Consider the following 19,867-nt stretch of genomic DNA (forward strand, 5'->3'; position numbering starts at 1 on the left):
GGGCGCCTCACTTGGCGTCCGCGTAACACTCCACCACCTGCGTGCCCAGCGGGAACGGCACCGGGGTCGGGCCGAAGACCAGCGCGGTGGCCTCCGCCGCGGCGTCCGTGACGGCCGAGGCCACCACCGGGGCGAGGGCGGCGGGGCAGTGCACGACGACCTCGTCGTGCACGAAGAAGACCAGCCGCGCCCCGGGGGAGCCGGCCAGCCGGCGGCGGAGCGCGGCCAGCAGCGCCAGCGCCCAGTCGGCGGCGCTGGCCTGGACGACGAAGTTGCGGGTGAAACGGCCCCACGCCCGCGCCGCCCGCTGGGCCGGCGAGGCATCCTCCTCGTCCCCCGCGGCCCCGGCTGCCGCCTGCTGCCAGTCGTCGGCCGGCCGCGGTGAGGTGCGGCCCAGCCGGGAGCGGACGGTGCCGCCGGCCTCGCCGGTGCGCGCGGTGGCCTCCAGCAGCTCCATCGCGGCCGGGAACCGCCGGCGCAACTCGGCCACCAGCCGGCCCGCCTCGCCGCCGGTCTGCCCGTACATCGCGGCGAGCAGCCCGATCTTCGCCCGCGACCGGTCGCCGTCGAACGCGGCCCGGGCCAGCCCCGCGTACAGGTCGCCGCCGGCCGCGGCGCGCACCAGACCGGGGTCGCCGGACAGCGCGGCCAGCACCCGGGGCTCCAACTGCCCGGCGTCGGCCACCACCAGCCGGTGCCCCGGATCGGCCCGCACCGCCGGACGCAGCAGCCGGGGGATCTGCAACGCCCCGCCGCCCCGGGTGGCCCAGCGCCCCGAGACCACCCCGCCCACCACGTACTCCGGGCGGAACCGGCCGCCGCGCACCCACTGCTCACGCCACGCCCAGCCGTGCGCGGAGTGGATCCGGGACAGCTCCTTGTACCGCAGCAGCACGGCCGCCGCCGGATGGCGGGACTCGCGCAGCACGTGCGAACGGGTCGAGGGCAGCGCCACCCCCGAGCGCGCGAAGGCCGCCAGCACCTGGGCCGGCGAGTCGGGGTTGACCGGGGCGCCGACGGCCCGCTGGAACTCCTCGGTGAGCCGGCCGAGCACCTCGGGGCGGGCGGTGCCGGCCGGGCGCGGCCCGAGCAGCGAGGTGAGGACGGCGTCGTGTTCGTCGGCGCTCCACGGCAGCCCGTCCCGGCCCATCTCCACCGCGGCCAGCGCCCCGGCCGACTCGGCGGCGCACAACACCCGCAGCCGGCCGGGGTGCCCGGCCTCGGCGACCCGGCCGAGCTGGGCGGCGTGCACGGCGACGACGGCGGCCAGGTGGTCGGTGCCGGGCGGCAGCCGGTGGCGGTCGGCGGCGAAGAGCGCCGGCTGGTCGTCGGCGCCGGACTCGCGCGGGTCGGCGGGCTCGGGCAGACCGTGCAGCCGGGCCCAGGCGGCGCCGAGCGAACGCGGCCGGGCGTGCCGCTCCTCGTACCCCAGCAGCAGGGCCTCGACGAGCTTGAGGTCGTGGCAGCGGGCGAGGCGCACCGGGAGCCGGTCCAGCAGCCGGGCGTACAGCTCGTCGGTGGCGGCCCACACCCAGCGCGGCGGCCCTTCGGCCTCCCGTTCGGCGACCGCCCGGGCCAGGTCGGGCACGGTGCGCGGCGGGCCGAGCGGGGTGCCGTCGTCGGCCAGCGGCTGGAGCCGGCCGCCCGGGCCCACCGGATCGGGGGCCACCGCCACCCGTGCCGAGGCCGCCGCGGACGCGGGCGGCGGGTCGGGTCTGCCGGACGGTACGGAGGTCATCCGCCGAGCGTATGCGGTGGGTCGGACAGCCGGGGCGTCAGAAGCCGGGGGCGAAGTCGACGGACTGCCGGGTGGCGATGAGCACCGCGAGGATCACGATGTCGGCGACCCCGAGGGCGAGCCCGAGCAGCGCCCGTCCCCGGCGCCGGGTGCCGCGCCCCAGCGAGACGCAGGCCAGCACGATGGCCAGCGGCCCGAAGACCGCGTTGAACAGGAAGGTGCCGAGCAGCCCGATGACGAACGAGGCGACGGCGGGCCCGTCGGCGTCCTGCCGGGGGGAGGCGGGGGTACGGGTGGTGCGCGCGGAGGTCGCGGAGGTCACGGAGTTCACTTCCCTGGGCGTCACGGGGACCACTTCCCTGGACGAGGAGTCGGCGCGGCCGGTCCGCCGGTGCTCCGGCGGACCGGCCGCCGTCAGTGCTGCTGCTTCGCCCGGCCGGCCCGCTCGCGCACCGCGAACGCCAGCAGCCAGCCGCCGATGACCAGCGCGGCCAGCACCAAGACGGAGGCGGGCGCGTACGCGGCGGCGCCGAAGAGCGTGCCGAGGGCGATCACGATCAGTGCCAGAGCCATGACGGACCTTTCTGCGATCAGCGGTGGACGTCGAACGAGCCTGGCGGCGCGTCCGGCTCACCCGGACGCGCACTCGGTGAACAAGTGGGATGACAACTGTTCACTGACAACTCCAGCCTACCCTGGCGCATTTGGGAGAACGATTGTTTACTGGATGATGTGAGTCACACCATCGGAGCCCCGCCGGGCCCCAAGCCGCTCGGCGCCCGCCAGGCCCAGAAGCAGCGCACCCGCCAGGCCCTGCTCGACGCCGGGCTGCGGCTGCTGGAACACCAGAGCCTGTCCAGCCTCGGCCTGCGCGCCGTCACCCGCGAGGTGGGCGTCGCCCCGGCCGGCTTCTACCGGCACTTCCGCGACATGGAGGACCTCGGCGTCGCCCTCGTCGAGGAGTCCTTCGGCTCCCTGCGCGAACTCGTCCGCGCCCTGCGCGGCCGGCGGGCCCGCCCGGACGAGATGATCGACGGCACCGTCGAGGTGATCGCCGCCTACGTCCACGACCACCGCGCCCACTTCCGCTTCATCGCCCGCGAACGCCACGGCGGGGTACGCCGGGTACGCGAGGCCATCGCCGCCGAACTCGCCCTGTTCGCCGACGACTTGGCCGGCGACCTGGCCGACCGACCGGAATCGGACGGCTGGACCGGCTCCGATCTGCGCATGCTCGCCGACCTCTACGTCGACCACATGGTGCTCACCGCCGCCGCGTTCCTGGAGGCCCCGCCCGACGACCCGGCCGCCACCGAGGCCATCGCCGACGCCGCCCGCCGCCAGCTGCGCCTGATCCACCTCGGCCGCAGCCACTGGCTCGACGGCTGACCACCCCCATCGCCCGCCCCGCGCACCCCACTTGACCGTAGGCTGAGCCTGCGCGGAAGAAGAACCAGCCAGGGAGGCGACGTGGGCCACAGCCGGTCAGAGGCAACCGACGAACCCGGCGGGCGGCTGCCATGAGCCTGCTCGCCATCAGCGATCTGCACGTCCGGCACACCGAGAACCGGGAGATCGTCGAGGGGCTGCGCCCCGAGTCCGACGACGACTGGCTGATCGTCGCCGGCGACGTGGGGGAGCGCACCACCGACATCCTGTGGGCCATGGAACTGCTCGCCGCGCGCTTCGGCACCGTGGTGTGGGCACCGGGCAACCACGAACTGTGGACCCCGCAGGACGACCCGGTGCAACTGCGCGGCGACGCCCGCTACCGCCACCTCGTCGACGCCCTGCGCGGCTTCGGCGTGGTCACCCCCGAGGACCCGTACCCGACGTGGACCGGCCCCGACGGCCCGGTCGTCGTCGCCCCGCTGTTCGTGCTCTACGACTACACCTTCCGTCCCGAGGGCGCCCGCACCAAGGAGGAAGGGCTGGCCATCGCGTACGAGAGCGGCATCGTCTGCACCGACGAACACCTGCTGCACCCCGACCCGTACCCCACCCGGGACGCGTGGTGCCGGGCCCGGCTGGCGTACACCAAGGCCCGGCTGGACGCGGTGGACCCCACCGTGCCCACCGTGCTCGTCAACCACTTCCCGCTGGTCCGCGAGCCCACCCGGGTGCTGCGCTACCCGCAGTTCGCCCAGTGGTGCGGCACCGAGTCCACCGCCGACTGGCACGTGCGCTACCGGGCCGCCGCGGTGGTCTACGGCCATCTGCACATCCCGCGCACCATCGAGTGCGACGGCGTTCCCCACCTGGAGGTCTCCTTGGGTTACCCGCGCGAGTGGCGCAACCGTCCCCGTCCGCCCGAGGGCCCGCGCCGGGTGCTGCCGGCCGCCCGTACCGTGCGGGCGGGGCGCTGATGGCGGCCGAGGCGGCGGCCGGCCGGGCCGCGGGGACCACGGCCGCCGGCCGCCCCGCCGACGGGCTCATGCCGCACCTGCTCCCCGAGGACGTCGAGGTCGCCGAGGCCTTCGCCGACCCGCCGCACGCCGAACTCTTCCCGCAGGAGGCCGAGGCGGTGGCCCGCGCGGTCGACAAGCGCCGCCGCGAATACACCACCGTACGGATGTGCGCGCGCACCGCGCTGGGCCGCCTCGGCATACCGCCGGTGCCCATCCTGCGCGGCCCCAAGGGCGAGCCCCGCTGGCCCGCCGGGATCGTCGGCAGCATGACGCACTGCGACGGCTACCGGGCCGCGGCGGTCGCCCGCGACGACCGCGTCGCCTCCCTCGGGGTGGACGCCGAACCGAACCAGCCGCTGCCCGACGGCGTCCTGGAGACCGTCACCCGCCCCGAGGAACGCCCCCACCTCGCCCGGCTCGCCGCCGCCCACCCGGCCACCTGCTGGGACCGGCTGCTGTTCTCCGCCAAGGAGAGCGTCTACAAGACCTGGTTCCCGCTGACCGGCCGCTGGCTCGGCTTCGAGGAGTGCGTCGTCGTCCCCGACCCCGACGACGGCACCTTCACCGCCACCCTCACCGTCCCCGGCCCCCGCGTCGCCGGCCGCGAAATCACCCGCTTCACCGGCCGCTGGCGCACCTGGAACGGCCTGGTCGCCACCGCCATCGCGGTCACCGGGTGACCTGGTGCCGCGCCGGCCAGGGTTCGCCCGGTGAGGAGCGGCGTCCGGTGCGGTGGATCGCAAGGCGCCGGATCGGCCTCGCCCCCTGCCTCCGTCGGGGGGACCCCCGGGGCCTACTCGGTCGATCCGGCAACGCCGCGAGGCGCCGTGCCGGGCGTCGCGACGGGGCGAACCCTGGCCGGCGCGGCACCAGCCACCCCGGCGGGCGACGGCCCCGCCGGGGTGGCCCCGGCATGCCCGGACCGCGGCGGGGGCACCCGATCCTCCACACAGGCAACGGGGCGACGCGGCAGGGAGGACGGCATGGCAGCAGCCGGCGAACGGCGGAAACCACAGGCCACGTCACAGGCGACCGGGGCGACGGTCACCACCTCGGTCCCGGCCCGGCTCGACCGGCTGCCGTGGTCGCGGTGGCACTGGACGGTGGTGATCGGCCTCGGCACCGTATGGATCCTCGACGGACTCGAAGTGACCGTGGTGGGCAACATCGCCTCCCGGCTGGCCCAGCCCGGCAGCGGACTGCACATCACCAGCGCCCAGGTCACCGGGGTCGCCGCCGCCCTCTACGTCGCCGGGGCCTGCGTCGGGGCGCTCTTCTTCGGCCGGCTCACCGACCGCTACGGACGCAAACGCCTCTTCCTGGTCACCCTCGGGCTCTACCTGGCCGCCACCGCGCTGACCGGCCTGTCCTTCCAGCCGTGGTGGTTCTTCCTCTTCCGCTTCCTGACCGGCTTCGGCATCGGCGGCGAGTACGCGGCGATCAACTCCGCCATCGACGAACTGATCCCCTCCGCCCACCGTGGCCGGGTCGACCTGATCATCAACGGCAGCTTCTGGCTCGGCGCCGTCGGCGGCTCCCTGCTGTCCATCCTGATGCTGGACACCGCCATCCTGCCGGCCGCTCTCGGCTGGCGGCTCACCTTCGCGCTCGGCGTCCTGCTGGGCCTGGTCATCCTGCTGGTACGGCGCCATGTGCCGGAGTCCCCGCGGTGGCTGTTCATCCACGGCCGCGGCGAGGAGGCGGAAGCCCTGGTGGCCGACGTCGAGCGCCGGGTCACCGAGGAGACCGGCCGCGAACTGCCCGCCCCCGCCGGGGAGATCACCATCCACCAGCGTCGCGACATCGGATTCGCCGTCATCGCCCGCACCGTCTTCCGTCACTACCCGCGCCGCACCGCCCTCGGGCTCGCCCTCTTCGTCGGGCAGGCGTTCCTGTACAACGCCATCACCTTCGGCTTCGGCGCCATCCTCACCCGGTTCTTCGCCGTCCCCGCCGACCGCACCGGCTACTACTTCGCCGTCATCGCCATCGGGAACTTTCTCGGCCCGCTCGCCCTCGGCAAGCTCTTCGACACCGTGGGCCGCCGCCCGATGATCTCCGGCACCTACCTGGGCAGCGCCGTGCTGCTGTTCGGCACCGCCGCGCTCTTCGGCGCCGGCCGGCTGACCGCGGTGACGCTCACCGCCTGCTGGTGCGCGGTGCTCTTCCTCGCCTCCGCCGGGGCCTCCAGCGCCTATCTGACGGTCAGCGAGGTCTTCCCGATGGAGACCAGGGCGATGGCGATCGCCTTCTTCTACGCCGTCGGCACCGCGGCCGGCGGCATCAGCGGCCCGCTGCTCTTCGCCGACCTGACCGGCTCCGGCGTGGTCGGCGACACGGTGCTGGCGTTCTGCGTCGGCGCCGGACTGATGGCCGCCGCCGGGGTGGTGGCGGCGTTCCTCGCGGTCCCCGCCGAACGCCGCTCCCTGGAGGAGATCGCCACCCCGCTGTCGGCCGCCCCCGCCACGCCCCGCCCGGCCACCCCCTCGGCGCCCGCCTGAATCACGCTCGTTCCCCCGAACCGCCCGCACCGGATGCCGTACCGGTGCGGGCGTCCCACGATGGAGCCGACCCGAGCCGGTCCTGGCTGCCCGAGGAGTGAGCCGTGCCCCACCGCCGTCGCCGCAACGCCGCCCGCAACCGCCGCCGCAGCGCCCTGGCGGGCTCGGCGCTCGCCGTCCTCGCCGCGCTGACCGCCGCCGCCCCGCCCGCCGCCGCCCACACCGCCCGCCACCCGCGCACCAGCATCTGGACGGACGAGGACGCCGCCGGCTTCTGGACCGAGGAACGGATGGCCGACGCCACCCCGCCGGACACCCGCCGCGACACCGACGAGACGGCGGCCCCGCCCGCGTACGGCAGCCGCTCGACGGTGCTGCGGGCCCGCACCTTCGCCGGGGTCCCCACGGTCGGGGTGCTCTTCTCCCTCGGCGCCGGGATGCGCGCCCACCGCTGCACCGCCAGCGTCGTGCACAGCCCCCGCCACGACCTGATCGTCACCGCCGCCCACTGCGGCACCGGCACCCACCAGGCGTTCGTCCCGATGTACGACCGCTACCGGGACGGCCGCCACCAGCCGTACGGGGTGTGGGCGGTCACCCGCGGCTGGCGTCCCGCCCACTACCGCACCACCGGCGCGGGTACCAACTACGACGTGGCCTTCCTGCGGGTACGCGCCGACGCCCGGGGCCGCCACGTCGAGGACCTCACCGGCGCCAACCGGCTCACCCGGGTGTCCGGCTACGTCCACCGGGTCACCGTCATCGGCTACCCGGCCGCCACCCGCCACCACGGCGACCGGCCGGTCATCTGCACCACCCGCAGCACCCGGCTGCGCACCACCCGGCAGATGCGCATCCTCTGCGGCGGCTTCTACGGCGGCACCTCCGGCGCCCCCTGGCTGACCGCCTTCGACCCGCGCACCGGCACCGGGGAACTCATCGGCAACATCGGCGGACGCGACGGCGGCGGACCCGACGACGTGATCTCCTACTCGCCCCGCTACGGGCGCGCCGTCTTCCGCCTCTACGCCGAGGCCACCGGCACCGCCCGCGGCTGACCACCCCGGCCGGTGGAATCCCTCCGCCGCCACGCGTGTTGGAAACGGGTGTGACCGCAGCGACGCCCGCCACCGTGCCCCTGTCCGTCCTCGACCGTTCCCGGACCCGGCAAGGGCAGGACACGGCGCGGGCGCTGCGGGACACCGTCGCCCTCGCCCGGCACGCCGAACGCCTCGGCTACCACCGCTTCTGGGTCTCCGAACACCACGGCGTCCCCGGGGTGGCCGGCTCCGCGCCCACCGTGCTCGCCGCCGCCGTCGCGGCGGCCACGGAACGCATCCGGGTCGGCACCGGCGGGGTGATGCTCCCCAACCACCGGCCGATGGTGGTCGCCGAGCAGTTCGGCGTGCTCGCCGCCCTCCACCCCGGCCGCATCGACATGGGCCTGGGCCGCTCGGTGGGGTTCACCGACGGGGTACGCCGGGCGCTCGGCCGCGCCAAGGACGACGCCGACCGCTTCGAGGAGCAACTGGCCGAACTGCTCGGCTGGTTCACCGGAACCCAGCGCTCCTACCCCGGCGTCCACGCCCGCCCCGCCGAGGGCCGGCCGGTGCCCGCCTACGTCCTGGCCACCGGGGCCGGCGCGCGGATCGCCGCCACCGCCGGGCTGCCGCTGGTGATCGGCTCGGTCCGCGGCGAGGAACGCATGCTCGCCGCCATCGACGACTACCGCGCCGCTTTCCGCCCCTCCGACCAGCTCGCCGCGCCCTACGTCATCGTCTCCGGCACGGTGGCCGTCGCCGCCACCACCGAGGCCGCCCGGCGGCTGCTGGTACCCGAGGCGTGGGCCGCCGCCCACACCCGCACCCACGGCGAGTTCCCGCCGCTGGCCCCCGCCGACGAGATCCTGGCCCGCACCATGACCCCGCGCGAACGCGCCGCCTTCGAGGAGGCCATGGCCGGCCACATCGCCGGCACCCCCGACCAGGCCCTCGACGCGTTGAACGGCCTCGTCGCCCGCACCGGCGCCGACGAGTTCCTCCTCACCACCAGCACCTACGACACCGGCGAACTGCTGGAGTCCTACCGGCTGCTGGCCGCCGCCGCGGGGCTGTCCGGCTGACCGTCGGACGCGAAACGCTCGGCGACCTCCATCGGACCGAACGGCCAGGTGCCGGTGCGCCGCCCCCACGTCCCGGTGGGCGTGATCAGCGGGATGAAGAGCATCGCCGTCCAGGTGAACGGGAACGGCATCAGCCGCCCGGTGCGGTACTGGAACGCCTCCCGCAGATACGCGTAACTGCCGCCCGCCCCCGGCATGGCCGCGCCCAGCTCGGCCCGGACCAGACCGTCGGCGAGGGCCGGCACCGCCCCGGCGAGCCAGCCGGTCACCGCCTGCGGCCCGCCGAACGCGCCCACCATCGCCGGAACGGTGATGAACGGGCCGATCCGGCGGACGAACCCGCCCGCGCCGGGCGGCGGCACGAGGAGGTCAAGTCCAACTCCCTTACAGAATGCGGTCAAGGGTGGTGACAACCAGGCCCGCGTACCCTGAAGGCCCGCAACCGCCCCGCACCGGCCAGGAGGAGACGCTGAACGGCGTGAACGGCCCCGGACGGCCCCCCACCGCCCCCGACGGCCCCGGCGGCAGGCCCTGGAACCGCACCGCGCTGCGCGGCCACAACGAACGCGTCCTCCTCGACGCCCTGCGCGCCGCCGGCACCACCTCCCGCGCCCAACTCGCCCGCACCACCGGCCTGTCCAAGCCCACCGTCTCCGCCGCCCTGGCCGGGCTGGAACGCGCCGGACTGGTCCGCCGCACCGGCGAGGTCAGCAAGGCCCAGGGGCGCGGCCGGGCCGCCGTCCTCTACCAGGCCGACCCCACCGCCGGATACGTCGTCGGCGTCGACATCGGCCGCGACTGGATCCGGGCCGCCGTCGCCGACCTGGACGGCACCGTCGTCGGACGCCGGGACACCGCCAACAAGGCCCGCACCTCCGGCGCCATCGTGCGCACCGCCGCCGGGCTCGCCCGCTCGGTGGTCCGCGAGGCCGGCCTGGAGTGGGACACCGTGGTCCACACCGTCGTCGGCAGCCCCGGCGTCACCGACCCCGCCACCCACCGGGTGCGCTACGCCGGCAACCTGCCCGGCTGGGGCCGCAGTGGCCTGTTCGACCGCCTCCACGCCGAACTCGGCACCGGACTCGACGTCATCAACGACGCCAACCTCGCCGCGCTGGGCGAATACGCCCTCGGCGCCGGACGGGGCACCCGCCTCTTCGCCTACCTGTGGGTCGGCACCGGACTGGGCGCCGGCATCGTCGCCGACGGCCGGATCTTCCCCGGCGGCCACGGCGCGGCCGGCGAGATCGGCTACCTGCCGATGTCCCCGCTGCCCGCCGGCGACCGGCCGCCGGCCGAACCCACGCCGCGCCGCGGCACCCTGGAGGAATCGGTCGCCGCCGACGCCGTGGTCCGCCTGGCCCGCACCATGGGCCTGGCCCACGCCGCCACCGCCAAGGACGTCTTCGCCGCCGCCCGCTCCGGCGACCCGGTGGCCTGCGCCGTCACCGCGCGCGTCGCCGCCCGGCTCGCCCACGCCGTCGCCGCCCTCGCCGCCGTCATCGACCCCGAACTCGTCGTACTCGGCGGCGGCATCGGCCGCAACACCGATCTGCTGCTCGCCCCGGTACGCGCCGCGCTGCGCGACCTCACCCCGCTGCGCCCCAAGGTGGCCGCCTCCGCGCTCGGCTCGGACGCCGTCCTGCTGGGCGCGGTCGCCACCGCGGCGAAGGCGGCCCGCGAGCACGTCTTCGACACCCGCGGCGGCTGAACCGGCTCCCCCCAGGACCGAGTCAGCGCGGTGCCTTGCGCGCCGCCCGCAGGAACTCCCGGTTCATCGCCGCGATCGACGGCAACGGGATCCCCTTCGGACAGGCCACCGCGCACTCACCGGTGTTGGTGCAGCCGCCGAACCCCTCCGCGTCCATCTGCCCCACCATGTCCAGCACCCGCGACTCGCGCTCCGGCGCCCCCTGCGGCAGCACGTTCAGATGCACCACCTTCGCCGAGGTGAACAGCATCGCCGAACCGTTGGGACACGCCGCCACGCACGCGCCGCACCCGATGCACTCCGCGTGCTCGAACGCGGTGTCCGCCACCGGCTTGGGCACCGGCGTGGCATGGGCCTCCGGCGCGCTGCCGGTCGGCGCCGTGATGTAACCGCCGGAGCCGATGATCCGGTCGAACGCCGAACGGTCCACCACCAGATCCTTGACCACCGGGAACGCCGCCGCCCGCCACGGCTCGACGTCGATGGCGTCACCGTCGGAGAAGTGCCGCATGTGCAACTGGCAGGTGGTGGTGCGTTCCGGGCCGTGCGCCTGCCCGTTGATCACCATGCCGCACGCGCCGCAGATCCCCTCCCGGCAGTCGTGGTCGAAGGCCACCGGCTCCTCGCCACGCGAGATCAGCTCCTCGTTGAGGGTGTCCAGCATCTCCAGGAACGACATCTCCGGCGAGATCCCGTCGACCTCGTACCGGGTCATGGCGCCCGGTTCCTCGGGACCGCGCTGGCGCCAGATGCGCAGGGTGAGCCTCATGCGTAACTCCGCTGGGTGGGGTGGACGTACTCGAAGACCAGGTCTTCCTTGTGCAGGACGGGGGCGTGGCCGGCCCCGGTGAACTCCCAGGCCGCCACGTAGCCGAAGCGTTCGTCGTCCCGGGCCGCCTCGCCCTCGGGCGTCTGGCTCTCGGTACGGAAGTGGCCGCCGCACGACTCCTCGCGGTGCAGGGCGTCCAGACACATCAGCTCGGCCAGCTCGAAGTAGTCGGCGATCCGGTTGGCCTTCTCCAGCGCCTGGTTGAGGTCGTCACCGCTGCCGGGGACCTTCACCCGGCGCCAGAACTCCGCGCGCAGCTCCGGGATGCGTTCCAGCGCCTTGCGCAGCCCCGCGTCGTCCCGCGCCATGCCGCAGTCGTCCCACAGCAGCTCGCCCAGCTCCCGGTGGAACGAGTCCGGCGTGCGGTCCCCGTCCACCGCGAGCAGCCGGGCCAGCCGCTCACGCACCCCCGAGACGGCCTCGGTGACCGCCGGATGCGCCGGGTCGACGGTGTCGTGCGGATGACGGGCCAGGTAGTCGCCGATGGTGGACGGCAGCACGAAGTAGCCGTCGGCGAGCCCCTGCATCAGCGCGGAGGCCCCGAGCCGGTTGGCGCCGTGGTCGGAGAAGTTGGCCTCCCCGATGGCGAACAGCCCCGGCACCGTGGTCTGCAGGTCGTAGTCGACCCACAGCCCGCCCATCGTGTAGTGGATCGCCGGATAGATCCGCATCGGCACCTCGTACGGGTCCTCCGCGGTGATCCGCTGGTACATCTCGAAGAGGTTGCCGTACTTCTCGGCGACCTTCTCCCGGCCCATCCGCGCGATCGCGTCCGCGAAGTCCAGGTAGACGCCCTGCCCGCCCGGGCCCACCCCGCGACCCTCGTCGCAGACGTTCTTCGCCGCCCGCGAGGCGATGTCCCGCGGCACCAGGTTGCCGAACGCGGGGTAGATCCGCTCCAGGTAGTAGTCGCGCTCCTCCTCCGGGATCGCGGCCGGCGGACGGGTGTCGCCCTTGGTCCTCGGCACCCAGATCCGCCCGTCGTTGCGGAGCGACTCGCTCATCAGCGTCAGCTTCGACTGGTGGTCGCCGGAGCGCGGGATGCACGTCGGATGGATCTGCGTGAAGCACGGGTTGGCGAAGTACGCGCCACGCCGGTGCGCCCGCCACACGGCCGTCGCGTTGGAGTTCTTCGCGTTGGTCGACAGGTGGAAGACATTGCCGTAGCCACCGGTCGCCAGCACCACCGCGTCGGCGAAGTAGGTGTCGATCCGGCCGGTCACCAGGTCCCGCGCCACGATGCCCCGGGCCCGCCCGTCCACCACCACCAGATCGAGCATCTCGGTGCGCGGATGCATCTCCACGTTGCCCGCCGCCATCTGCCGGGTCAGCGCCTGATAGGCGCCGAGCAGCAACTGCTGCCCGGTCTGGCCGCGCGCGTAGAAGGTCCGCGACACCTGCACCCCGCCGAACGAACGGGTGTCGAGCAGACCGCCGTACTCCCGGGCGAACGGCACGCCCTGCGCCACGCACTGGTCGATGATCTCCACCGAGATCTGCGCCAGCCGCCGCACGTTGGACTCCCGCGCCCGGAAGTCTCCGCCCTTGACGGTGTCGTAGAAGAGCCGGTGCACCGAGTCGCCGTCGTTGCGGTAGTTCTTGGCCGCGTTGATGCCGCCCTGCGCGGCGATGGAGTGCGCCCGGCGCGGCGAGTCCTGGTAGCAGAACTGCACCACGTGGTAGCCCTGTTCGGCCAGGGTCGCCCCGGCCGAGCCGCCGGCCAGGCCGGTGCCGACCACGATCACCGTGTACTTGCGGCGGTTGGCCGGGTTGACCAGCTTGGCGGTGAAACGCCGGCGGTCCCAGCGCTCCTCGATCGGCCCGTCCGGGGCCTTGGTGTCGGCGATCGGCTCGCCCACCGTGTAGCCGGTGTACGAGGTCATGTCAGCTCACCACTTTGGTCATCACCGAGACGGGCACCGCGATGAACCCCGCGGTCAGGACGAGGGCCAGCACGTTGGCGCACACCTTCAACGCCCGGTCCCGGCGCCTGCCGTTGACCCCGAGGGTCTGCGCGGCGCTCCAGAAACCGTGCCGGATGTGCAGCCCGACGGCGAGCATGGCCACGATGTAGATCACGTCGGCGTACCAGTTGCGGAAGTCGGCCACCACGTTCTGGTACGGATGGCCCTGCTCGCCCAGCGGGTTGACCGTCAGCGTCGTCATGTCCAGCAGGTGCCAGACGATGAAGAGCGCCAGGATCACCCCGCCCCAGCGCATGGTGCGGGTGGCGTAGCTCGCCCGGGGCCGGCTATGGACGTAACCGGTGGGCCGGGCCGCCAGGTCCCGCCGGCTGAGCTGCGCCGCGGCCACTCCGTGCAGCACCACGCAGGCCACCAGCCCGACCCGCATGATCCACAGGAACCACGCGTAGTGCAGCACCGGTTCGCCGATGGTCCGCAGCCAGTGCGCGTACCCGTTGAAGTCGTCCGGGCCGAAGAACACCTTGAGGTTGCCCGCCATGTGCGCCACCAGGAACAGCAGCATCAGCACGCCGGTGACGGCCATCACCGTCTTCTTGCCGACGGTGGAGTGCCACAGCACCGCCACGGTGGACGGGCGCCGGGCCGCCCGCGGTGCCGGTGCGGTCGCCGCGGACTTCGCGGGCTTCGCGGTGGAAGGGGTCGCCTGTGCCATGGACACGACGGTAAGGAGCGAACACTACATCGGTCCAAGACATGGTTCCGCTCATTTCCATAGGCAACAGCTATCATCACTCGTGTGCAGCTCCACCAGCTCGCCTACTTCGTCGCCGTCGCCGAGACCCGCCACTTCACCCGGGCCGCGGCCCGCGCGCACGTCGCCCAGCCCTCGCTCTCCCAGCAGATCCGCGCCCTCGAACGGGAACTGGGCGCCGAACTCTTCCACCGCGCCCGCGGCCACATCGGCCTCACCGACGCCGGCGAGGCGCTCCTGCCGCTGGCCCGGCGGATCCTCGCCGACACCGAGACCGCCCGCCGCGAGGTGCAGGAGGTCGTCCAACTGCGACGCGGCCGGGTCCGCCTCGGCGCCACCCCCAGCCTGTGCGCCAGCCTCGTCCCCGACGTCCTGCGCGCCTTCCGCGACCGCTACCCCGGGGTGGACCTGGTGATCCACGAGGACGGCTCGCAGGACCTGGTACGGGTGCTCGCCGCCGGCGAACTCGACCTCGCCCTGGTCATCACCCCGCTCGCCGCGCAGGCCCCCGCGCTCACCACCGCCGAACTGCTGCGCGAGGACCTCGTCGTGGTCTCCACACCCGGCGCCCCCGCCCCGGGCGGCCGGCGCGCCCGGATCCGGGTGGCCGACCTGCGCGACCAGCCGCTGGTGATGTTCCGCCGCGGCTACGACCTGCGCGAGTTCACCGTCGGCGCCTGCCGCGCCGCCGGCTTCGAGCCCTCCTTCGCCGTCGAGGGCGGCGAGATGGACGCGGTCCTCGGCTTCGTCCGGGCCGGCCTCGGCATCGCCGTCCTCCCCGGGATGGTCGCCACGCGCTCCGGCCTACGGGTGACCCCCTTCGCGGGTCCGGGCCTGCAACGGACGATCGCGGTCGCGCACCGCAAGGACGTGCAGCCCCCGCGGGCCGCCCGCGAACTCACCCGGGTCCTCCGCGACCACCTCGCCACCGCCTCCGCCGCCGGCACCCTCCCCCCGAGCACGGTCCTCCCCTGACGGTTCGCTCGCGCTGGCGGTCAGCCATGACGTGGTGGCCGGTTCGCCCGTTTCGGGTTGCGGGGTCGCCTCCGGCAGGCCCGGTGTGGCGGGGGTACCCCCGAATCCCCGCACTGGCGCTTGCCGTTGCCGTGGTGGCCGGTTCGCCCGGTTCGGGGTTCCGGGGTTGCCCCGGCGGCCCCTGTCCGGTGGGTGGTTGGTGGGGTTTTTGGTTTGGTGCGGCACCGGGTGGGTTCGCCTTGGGTGCGTTGGGGGTCGGGGGCGCGCCGGGGGTGACTCCTCGCTCCCCGTATCCGCCAAGGCTTGGCTCCGGCTACTGGGTCGCTGCGGGGACACCCCCGGCACACCCCCTCCTGTCCGGTTGGCGGGTGCCTCTCTTCGCGGGTGGGGGTGAGTGAGGAGGTTGGGGTCACCCCGGTCTTTTTCTCACCCCCTCCGTGCCGCAGCGCGGAACGAGACCGGACGGGGGCGTGCAGGGGTGTCCCCGCAGCGACCCAGTAGCCGGAGCGCAACTGTGGCGGATACGTGGAGCGAGGAGTCACCCCGGAGGGCCCCCGGGAACCCAGGCAGACAGTGCGCATCCCGCGCTGGACGAATACAGCCACGGGTGGGCGGGGGAAAACATCTGTGACGTCCGCCACGACGAAAGGGGAACGGGCGCGCCCCGGGGAGGTAATGGCTGACCGCCAGCGCGAGCGCCGCGCCACGACGAGACGGGGGACCGGGGGCACCCCCGGTTGGGAGCTAGTCGCCGTCGGCCTTCGGCCGACGGCGGAGGACGAGCACGGTGGCCCCGCCCGCCAGCGCGAGCAGAACCGCTCCGTCGGCCACCTCACTCATCCCCGACCCCCCCATCACACTCCCGCCCAGCCCCGCCTTCGCCCCCATCACCGGGACCGGGGTGCCCTCCCCGGGCACCCGGACGGTGCTGGTGGTGGTCGTCCCGTGGTCACCGCAGCGGATGGTCACCCGGTAGGAGCCGGGCTTCGCGGTGACCGGGACGCGTACGTCGGCGGACATGTGGCCGACCCCCGCGGCCAGTACCACCGTGCCGAAGAGCGGCGAGGTCGCCTTGGCGCCCTTCGTCATGTCGTCGCACCGGCTGTCGTCGTTGATCAGCAGGATCTGACCGGGCTGGACCGGTTGCGGGGCCACGCTCGCCCAGGCCGCCGGGGCGGCGAGCGAGACCGTGGCGGCCCCGGCCAGTGCGACGGCGGCGGTACGACCAGCGTGCATGGGACTCTCCTGTGCCGGACGCGGACACGGTGACCGCGATCGACGAAACCGGCCTTGGGGGGATCAAAACCCGGCCGGTCCCCGCTCGCCAGGCGGAAACGCCCGACGGGGTCGGAGCCGCCCCCGCACGGGCCCCGTCACGCAGGGAAAACGGCACGTCACCGTATGCGCACCGCCGAACGGGTGGGATCGTCCCCGGTGCGCCGTCCGGGTGAGGCGGAGCCGGCGCTCAGCGCTCGTCGAGCCATGAGCGCAGTTCGGCCCGGTCCGTCTCGCCCAGTGACGCCGGGGACCACACCGGGGCGCGGTCCTTGTCGACGAGGGCGGCCCGTACGCCCTCGGCGAAGTCGTGGCCGGCCGCCACCCGGCAGGCGAGCCGCAGTTCGCGGGCGAGGCATTCCTCCAGTGAGGATCCGGCGCCGCGGCGCAGCAGTTCGAAGGTGAGGAAGAGGCTCGCCGGCGACATCCGGCCGAGTACCGTCAGTGTCTCGCGGGCCCAGTCGTCCCGTTCGGCGGTGAGCCGGTCGAAGACCTCGTCCAGCGTGGGCGCCGAGAAGCAGCGGTCGATGGCCGGGTAGTGGCCGCGCAGTTCGGAGGCGGGCGGGGCGGTGGCGAAGCCGGCCACCAGTTCCGCGGTGCGCGTCCCGCCGCCGTCCCGCAACGCCGCCTCCAGCGCGGGAAGTTCGCTCGACGGCAGGTAGTGCGTGGCCAGCCCGCACTCCACCGCCGCGGCGCCGGAGATCCGGGTGCCGGTCAGCCCCAGGTACATCCCCACCGAACCGGGCAGCCGGGGCAGGAAGTAACCGGCGCCGATGTCGGGGAAGAAGCCGATCGCGGTCTCCGGCATGGCCAGCCCGGCCCGTTCGGTGACCACCCGCAGCGTGCCGTGCACCGAGATCCCCAGGCCGCCGCCGAGCGCGAAGCCGTCGATGAGCGCGAGGTACGGCTTGGGGTAGCCGGCGATCGCCGCGTCCAGGGCGTACTCGGCGGCGAAGTACGCGCGTACCGCCGCCAGGTCGCCGCGCAGCGCCGCCTCGCGTACCGCCCTTATGTCGCCGCCGGCGCAGAACGCCTTGGGGGAGGTGCTGGCGATCACCACCGCGTGGACCGAGTCGTCGTCGCGCCAGCGGTCCAGCGCGGCGGTCAGCAGCCGGACCATCTCCAGGTCGAGCGCGTTGAGCGCGGCCGGGCGGTCCAGCAGCAGCCGGCCGACGCCGCCGTCGGCGACGGCGCGTACCGGGGGGTGGTGCGGGTGGGGTGCCATGCCGTTCCTGTCCTGGTAGTGCCGTTCAGGGGTCAACGGCCGCGTTCCGCACCGCCGTTGACCTGGATGATCTGTGCCGTGACCTGGCCCGCGCCGGGGGCGGCGAGCCAGCGCACGGCGTCGGCGACGTCCGCCGGGGTGCCCGCGCGGCCGGTGCTGGTCTGCTCGATCAGGGCCCGTTCCCGTTCGGCCGCCAGGCCGCCGGAGAAGAACTCGGTGTCCCGGATGTAGCCGGGGGCGACCACGTTGACGGTGATCCCGCGCGGCCCGAGTTCGCGGGCGAGGTCGAAGGCGTAGGGGTGGAGCGCCGCCTTGGACGCGGCGTACGAGCCGGTGCCGGAGCCGCGCAGGGCGGCGATGGAGCTGATCAGGACCACCCGGCCGCCGGGGGAGGCCAGCCGGTCCTTGAGCGCCTCGGTGAGCAGCACCGCGGTCAGGGTGTTGACCCGGAAGTTCTCCGACCAGGCCCACGCGGTGCGCTCCAGCCCCTCCGGGATCGCCTCGCCGCCGTGCGCCGCCGGGTTGCCGCCGGCGTTGGCGACGACCACGTCCACCCGGTCGAAGCGCGCGGCCACCTCGTCGGCGACCCGGCGCGCCCCGCCGGCCGAGGACAGGTCGGCGGCGACGGTCAGCGGTTCGGGCAGCCCGGGGTGGGCGGCGGTCAGCCGGCCGGCCGTCTCGCGCAGCACCTGCTCGCGGCGGCCGGTGAGCACCAGGTGCGCCTCCTCGGCCGCGAACTCCCCGGCGACCGCCGAACCGATCCCGCTGCCGCCGCCGCTGACCACCACGACCCGTGTCATCTCCACCTCCGGCGCTCCGGCGGACTCCGGCGGCCCGCCGGTGATCACCGTACCGAACCGGGGCGCGCGCCCGGTCAGACGGACGGCCGGGACCAGCGGTGTTCGACCCGGGCCAGCTTCCAGTAGGCCAGCGCGCAGGCCCAGACCACCACGAACAGCCCGGCGATCAGGAAGCCGGCGTTGCCCAGGTCGAGTCCGGAGATCCAGCCGGTGACCGGGTCGGCGAGGCCCAGCTTGTCGCGGAGGACGCCGACCAGTTCGACCGTTCCGATCAGGAAGGCGACGGCGATGGAGAGCCCGGTGATGGTGAGGTTGTAATAGACCTTGCGCACCGGGTTGCTGAACGCCCAGTGGTAGGCGACGTTCATGAAGGTGCCGTCGAGGGTGTCGAACAGGCTCATCCCGGCGGCGAAGAGCAGCGGCAGGCAGACGATGGCGTACCAGGGCAGGCCGGCCGCCGCGCCGCTGCCCGCCATCACCATCAGCGTGACCTCGGTGGCGGTGTCGAACCCGAGGCCGAACAGCAGGCCCACCGGGAACATCTGCCCGGAGCGGGTGATGGAGCGGGTGAGGCGGCCCAGGATGCGGTTGAGGAAGCCGCGCGAGTCGAGGTGGGCCTCCAGCTCCGACTCGTCGAACCGTCCGGCGCGCATCGCCTTGAAGACCCGGACGATGCCGGCGAGCGCCACCAGGTTGAGCGCGGCGATGACGTAGAGGAAGCCGCCGGAGACGCAGGTGCCGATCAGCCCGAGGGCGCGGTGGGTGCGCGAGTCGTCGCTCATCAGTGTGCCGGCCAGCTGTGCGCCGCCCGCGATGAGCGCGGCGAGCAGGATCACCATGCTGGAGTGGCCGAGGGCGAACCAGAACCCCACCGACAGCGGGCGTTTGCCGTCGGCCATGAGCTTGCGGGTGGTGTTGTCGATGGCCGCGATGTGATCGGCGTCGAAGGCGTGCCGCATGCCCAGGGTGTACGCGGTCACCCCCAGGCCGACGCCGAACACCTGGGAGCCGACGGTGTAGTGACGCGGCACCACCAGGAGGAAGAGCACCCCGAAGGCGGCCAGGTGCAGCGCGGTGATGACGGCGAGCAGCCCCGCGGTGCGCAGGGTGTCCCGGCGCTGCCAGCGCAGGGCGGGGGGGACGGCGGATATCGCGGGGGTGGCGGTGGGATCTGCGGCAGGCAGGGTCATTCGAGGATCACGCTCCAGCACCTCGTGGACGTCTTCGTGAGATGCCGTGGCCGGTCTCCTGGCTGACGGGTGGTGCTCGCGCCCGGCCCTGCCTTCCCGGCCGCGCGAACGGCCAGTGGTTCCCCGCGCCGTGGCCGGCGCGCGGAACGGGACGGGAACTCCCCGATCACAGTGGCGAGGGCCGCTCCGGTCTGGGACCCCCTGACGAGGGCCTGTCACCGGTATTCCCGAACACCACGGCCCGCTCACTGTACCGGTCCGGGGGGCCGGCGGCACGGGGCCGCCGGTACCCGTCCGTTGCCCCGGACGGCCGACTATGTCTCAGATACCGGTAAAACCCCCATCTTTACGGTATCCCTCGACTGCCCAGGCTCGTTGTACAGGGCCCCAATCACGACTCGTCCCTTGGAGGCAGTC

General features: G+C 74.1%; 18 protein-coding genes, 1 pseudogene and 1 riboswitch. Of the genes and pseudogenes, 8 read left to right on the top strand and 11 right to left on the bottom strand.

Annotated elements, in window-relative coordinates; translation table 11 throughout:
* Positions 1–7: 7 nt before the first annotated feature.
* From SCATT_RS23990 to SCATT_RS39055, 3 genes are all read right to left on the bottom strand, one after another.
* A complete protein-coding gene (locus SCATT_RS23990) occupies positions 8–1,738 on the bottom strand; it encodes a bifunctional 3'-5' exonuclease/DNA polymerase (protein ID WP_014145776.1) in 1,731 nt (576 codons plus the stop codon).
* 37 nt (positions 1,739–1,775) lie between these two features.
* A complete protein-coding gene (locus SCATT_RS23995; RefSeq protein ID WP_014145777.1) occupies positions 1,776–2,060 on the bottom strand; it encodes a hypothetical protein in 285 nt (94 codons plus the stop codon).
* A 92-nt stretch (positions 2,061–2,152) separates the two neighbouring features.
* Positions 2,153–2,311, bottom strand: coding sequence for a hypothetical protein (locus tag SCATT_RS39055; protein WP_014145778.1), 159 nt, complete (start codon positions 2,309–2,311; stop codon positions 2,153–2,155).
* Positions 2,312–2,470: 159 nt separating this feature from the next.
* On the opposite strand from SCATT_RS39055, the gene SCATT_RS24000 reads away from it, so the two are divergent.
* From SCATT_RS24000 to SCATT_RS24025, 6 genes are all read left to right on the top strand, one after another.
* Positions 2,471–3,127, top strand: a complete 657-nt coding sequence (locus SCATT_RS24000; protein ID WP_014145779.1) for a TetR family transcriptional regulator — start codon at positions 2,471–2,473, stop codon at positions 3,125–3,127.
* A gap of 131 nt (positions 3,128–3,258) precedes the next feature.
* On the top strand, positions 3,259–4,104 hold the full coding sequence (locus SCATT_RS24005) for a metallophosphoesterase family protein (RefSeq protein WP_014145780.1): 846 nt from the start codon (positions 3,259–3,261) through the stop codon (positions 4,102–4,104).
* Positions 4,104–4,826 (top strand): 4'-phosphopantetheinyl transferase family protein, encoded by a 723-nt coding sequence (locus SCATT_RS24010; protein ID WP_014145781.1) that lies wholly within the window; start codon positions 4,104–4,106, stop codon positions 4,824–4,826. The genes SCATT_RS24005 and SCATT_RS24010 overlap by 1 nt, the downstream gene beginning before the upstream one ends.
* A 303-nt stretch (positions 4,827–5,129) precedes the next feature.
* Entirely contained in the window at positions 5,130–6,647 is a 1,518-nt protein-coding gene (locus SCATT_RS24015) for an MFS transporter (RefSeq protein ID WP_014145782.1), read from the top strand.
* 104 nt (positions 6,648–6,751) lie between these two features.
* Positions 6,752–7,705, top strand: a complete 954-nt coding sequence (locus SCATT_RS24020) for a trypsin-like serine peptidase (RefSeq protein WP_014145783.1) — start codon at positions 6,752–6,754, stop codon at positions 7,703–7,705.
* Positions 7,706–7,755: 50 nt separating this feature from the next.
* Entirely contained in the window at positions 7,756–8,769 is a 1,014-nt protein-coding gene (locus SCATT_RS24025; protein ID WP_014145784.1) for an MsnO8 family LLM class oxidoreductase, read from the top strand.
* A gap of 62 nt (positions 8,770–8,831) precedes the next feature.
* Here the strand turns inward: SCATT_RS24025 and SCATT_RS38130 are convergent.
* Positions 8,832–9,068: pseudogene (locus SCATT_RS38130) on the bottom strand (amino acid permease); the annotation flags it as partial.
* 179 nt (positions 9,069–9,247) lie between these two features.
* Between SCATT_RS38130 and SCATT_RS24035 the strand changes: the two are divergent.
* The gene (locus SCATT_RS24035; protein ID WP_014145786.1) at positions 9,248–10,480 is read left to right on the top strand and encodes an ROK family transcriptional regulator; all 1,233 of its coding nucleotides are present in this window, start codon (positions 9,248–9,250) and stop codon (positions 10,478–10,480) included.
* Between the two features lie 22 nt (positions 10,481–10,502).
* Here the strand turns inward: SCATT_RS24035 and SCATT_RS24040 are convergent, their stop codons facing one another.
* The 3 genes from SCATT_RS24040 to SCATT_RS24050 are packed head-to-tail and all read right to left on the bottom strand — an operon-like array spanning position 10,503 to position 13,946.
* Positions 10,503–11,249: a succinate dehydrogenase/fumarate reductase iron-sulfur subunit gene (locus SCATT_RS24040; RefSeq protein WP_014145787.1), complete on the bottom strand. Its 747-nt coding sequence runs from the start codon at positions 11,247–11,249 to the stop codon at positions 10,503–10,505.
* Positions 11,246–13,192 carry a fumarate reductase/succinate dehydrogenase flavoprotein subunit gene (locus SCATT_RS24045; RefSeq protein WP_014145788.1) on the bottom strand — a complete coding sequence of 649 codons (1,947 nt, stop codon included), beginning with the start codon at positions 13,190–13,192 and terminating at the stop codon, positions 11,246–11,248. The genes SCATT_RS24040 and SCATT_RS24045 overlap by 4 nt, the downstream gene beginning before the upstream one ends.
* A gap of 1 nt (position 13,193) precedes the next feature.
* The gene (locus tag SCATT_RS24050; RefSeq protein ID WP_014145789.1) at positions 13,194–13,946 is read right to left on the bottom strand and encodes a succinate dehydrogenase cytochrome b subunit; all 753 of its coding nucleotides are present in this window, start codon (positions 13,944–13,946) and stop codon (positions 13,194–13,196) included.
* Positions 13,947–14,030: 84 nt separating this feature from the next.
* On the opposite strand from SCATT_RS24050, the gene SCATT_RS24055 reads away from it, so the two are divergent.
* Positions 14,031–14,960 (top strand): LysR family transcriptional regulator, encoded by a 930-nt coding sequence (locus SCATT_RS24055; protein WP_014145790.1) that lies wholly within the window; start codon positions 14,031–14,033, stop codon positions 14,958–14,960.
* A 744-nt stretch (positions 14,961–15,704) separates the two neighbouring features.
* Here the strand turns inward: SCATT_RS24055 and SCATT_RS24060 are convergent.
* The 4 genes from SCATT_RS24060 to nicT all read right to left on the bottom strand — a co-directional run bounded on the left by SCATT_RS24060 (position 15,705) and on the right by nicT (position 19,450).
* On the bottom strand, positions 15,705–16,196 hold the full coding sequence (locus tag SCATT_RS24060; RefSeq protein WP_014145791.1) for a hypothetical protein: 492 nt from the start codon (positions 16,194–16,196) through the stop codon (positions 15,705–15,707).
* 229 nt (positions 16,197–16,425) lie between these two features.
* Entirely contained in the window at positions 16,426–17,460 is a 1,035-nt protein-coding gene (locus tag SCATT_RS24065; protein WP_014145793.1) for an enoyl-CoA hydratase/isomerase family protein, read from the bottom strand.
* 32 nt (positions 17,461–17,492) lie between these two features.
* Positions 17,493–18,260: an SDR family NAD(P)-dependent oxidoreductase gene (locus SCATT_RS24070; protein WP_041825205.1), complete on the bottom strand. Its 768-nt coding sequence runs from the start codon at positions 18,258–18,260 to the stop codon at positions 17,493–17,495.
* 74 nt (positions 18,261–18,334) lie between these two features.
* Positions 18,335–19,450, bottom strand: coding sequence for a Nickel transporter NicT (nicT, locus tag SCATT_RS24075; protein ID WP_014145795.1), 1,116 nt, complete (start codon positions 19,448–19,450; stop codon positions 18,335–18,337).
* A 31-nt stretch (positions 19,451–19,481) separates the two neighbouring features.
* Positions 19,482–19,704: riboswitch (cobalamin riboswitch) on the bottom strand.
* Positions 19,705–19,867: the final 163 nt, after the last annotated feature.

Source organism: Streptantibioticus cattleyicolor NRRL 8057 = DSM 46488 (assembly GCF_000240165.1).
Taxonomy (GTDB): Bacteria; Actinomycetota; Actinomycetes; order Streptomycetales; family Streptomycetaceae; genus Streptantibioticus; species Streptantibioticus cattleyicolor.

Bases quoted from the DNA above. Each gene is read 5' to 3' on its own strand.
- SCATT_RS24060 (WP_014145791.1), bottom strand. From the start codon at position 16,196: ATGCACGCTGGTCGTACCGCCGCCGTCGCACTGGCCGGGGCCGCCACG.
- SCATT_RS24040 (WP_014145787.1), bottom strand. From the start codon at position 11,249: ATGAGGCTCACCCTGCGCATCTGGCGCCAGCGCGGTCCCGAGGAACCG.
- SCATT_RS24070 (WP_041825205.1), bottom strand. From the start codon at position 18,260: ATGACACGGGTCGTGGTGGTCAGCGGCGGCGGCAGCGGGATCGGTTCG.
- SCATT_RS24045 (WP_014145788.1), bottom strand. From the start codon at position 13,192: ATGACCTCGTACACCGGCTACACGGTGGGCGAGCCGATCGCCGACACC.
- SCATT_RS24050 (WP_014145789.1), bottom strand. From the start codon at position 13,946: ATGGCACAGGCGACCCCTTCCACCGCGAAGCCCGCGAAGTCCGCGGCG.
- SCATT_RS24015 (WP_014145782.1), top strand. From the start codon at position 5,130: ATGGCAGCAGCCGGCGAACGGCGGAAACCACAGGCCACGTCACAGGCG.
- SCATT_RS24065 (WP_014145793.1), bottom strand. From the start codon at position 17,460: ATGGCACCCCACCCGCACCACCCCCCGGTACGCGCCGTCGCCGACGGC.
- SCATT_RS39055 (WP_014145778.1), bottom strand. From the start codon at position 2,311: ATGGCTCTGGCACTGATCGTGATCGCCCTCGGCACGCTCTTCGGCGCC.
- SCATT_RS24010 (WP_014145781.1), top strand. From the start codon at position 4,104: ATGGCGGCCGAGGCGGCGGCCGGCCGGGCCGCGGGGACCACGGCCGCC.
- nicT (WP_014145795.1), bottom strand. From the start codon at position 19,450: ATGACCCTGCCTGCCGCAGATCCCACCGCCACCCCCGCGATATCCGCC.
- SCATT_RS23990 (WP_014145776.1), bottom strand. From the start codon at position 1,738: ATGACCTCCGTACCGTCCGGCAGACCCGACCCGCCGCCCGCGTCCGCG.
- SCATT_RS24005 (WP_014145780.1), top strand. From the start codon at position 3,259: ATGAGCCTGCTCGCCATCAGCGATCTGCACGTCCGGCACACCGAGAAC.